Raw genomic sequence first — 1,728 nt, forward strand, 5'->3', positions numbered from 1 at the left:
CGGTGATCAGCGAGTGGATGCCGTAGTCCAGCACCCGGTCGGTGCGCTCGCGGTTCTGCGCCCGCCAGCCCGTCTCCTCGCGCAGCCCCGACACCACGACCGACTGCCCCGTCGTCAGGGCGCGGGCCTGCGGCGAGGTGGCCACGAACCGGATCCGCTCGCCGACCGGGTACAGCGGGGCGTCCTCGCGGATGCCCGCGGCGGCCGTGCGGCGCAGCGCCGTCCCCGGCCGCGGCTCCTCCCCGCCGAGCACCGCGTCGAACAGGTCCACCGTCGCGAAGTCCGAGAAACGGGGCACCGCCAGGCCGGCCAGCTCCTCCGCGGTGCGGGCCACGTCCAGACTGGTGCCGATGCCCACCCCGGCGTCGTACAGCATGTTCAGCCGTTCCCGGGCCACCTCCGCCCGCCCCGACAGGGCACGCAGCTCGGTGGAGTCGCGGAGCGTGGTGACGCTGCCGGGCGGCCCGCCGCGCAGGTCCGTGGGCCGCTGGTTGATCGCCAGCAGACGGTCCTTGACCAGGTGCACCTCGTCCGTGGCGACGCGCCCCGACGCCAGCAGGCCCGCCGTCTCGTCGTCCAGGCCCAGCTCCAGCACGCTGCGCCGCTCCGCGTTCCCGGGCAGGTCCAGCAGCCGGTGGGCCTCGTCGTTGGCGAGCAGCAGCCGGCCGTCACCGCCGACGATCAGCACACCCTCGCGGACGGCGTGCAGCACCGCGTCGTGGTGCTCGTACATCCGGGTCATCTCGTACGGCCCGAGGCCGTGCGTCTGGCGCAGCAGCCGTCTGCTGACCAGGGCGGTGCCCGCGGTGGCCAGCACGAGCGCGACGGCTCCCGCGGCGAGCAGCAGCGGCAGCTGCTGGTCGGCGGCACCGCCCACGTGCGCGGTGGTGATCCCGGCGGACACCAGACCCACGACCGTGCCGGCCCGGTCCTTCACCGGCACCACGACCTGCACCAGCGGGCCGATCGTGCCGGTGATGTGCTCGGTGACGGGACGGCCGGCCAGGGCCGGGCCGATGTCGCCGACGAACTTCTTGCCGATGCGGTCGGTCTGCGGGTGCGTGTAGCGGACTCCGTCGGTGCTCATCACGACGATGAAGTCCACCCCGGTCGCCTTGCGGGCGGCCTCCGCACTCGGCTGGAGCAGGGCCGTCGGATCGGGCGAGCGCAGGGCCGCCGCCGTGCCGGGAGCGTTGGCGAACGTCTCGGCCACGGCGAGGGAGCGGTTGGCGGCCTCGACGTCGCTGTCGTGCCGTACCTGGAGGACCTGGGCCACCACCGCCGAGACCACCAGAAGCAGCACGATCACCACCTGCAGGACGAACACCTGCCCGGCCACGCTGCGCCCCGAGACCGCGGACCGGAGCCTCCCGGGCCGGCGGCGGCCCCTGCCCCGTTCCGGGCGCGGCGGGTTGTGCGGTGCGCGCGGGTGCCCCGACGATCGGGGCGGCCGGGGCGTGCTCCGGCCGGGCAGTCGCACCATGTGCCCATGTCTACACTGCCCGGCGCCGTCAGGCGAGACCGTCACCCGAGGTGGCGCCCCCCGGTCGGAGGGCGGCCGGCCGGCACCGGCACGCCCCGGACGGTGCGGCCCGGTCATGGCGGACCGGGGGGAGCCGGGCCGGGGGCGGCGGGAGCGCGGGGCTCTCGGGCGGCCGTCCGGTCGCGAGCCGGCGTCCGGGAACCGTCCGCGGCCGCCGGGCGGAGGGCGGCCAGCAGGAGGGCCAC

1 pseudogene is annotated in these 1,728 nt (G+C 76.2%); it reads right to left on the bottom strand.

Features of this window, described 5'->3' with window-relative positions:
- A pseudogene (locus GT045_RS13830) lies at nt 1-1,483 on the bottom strand (histidine kinase); the annotation flags it as partial.
- Nucleotides 1,484-1,728: the final 245 nt, after the last annotated feature.

The sequence above is a fragment of the Streptomyces sp. SID486 genome (assembly GCF_009865385.1).
In the GTDB taxonomy this organism is placed as follows: Bacteria; Actinomycetota; Actinomycetes; order Streptomycetales; family Streptomycetaceae; genus Streptomyces.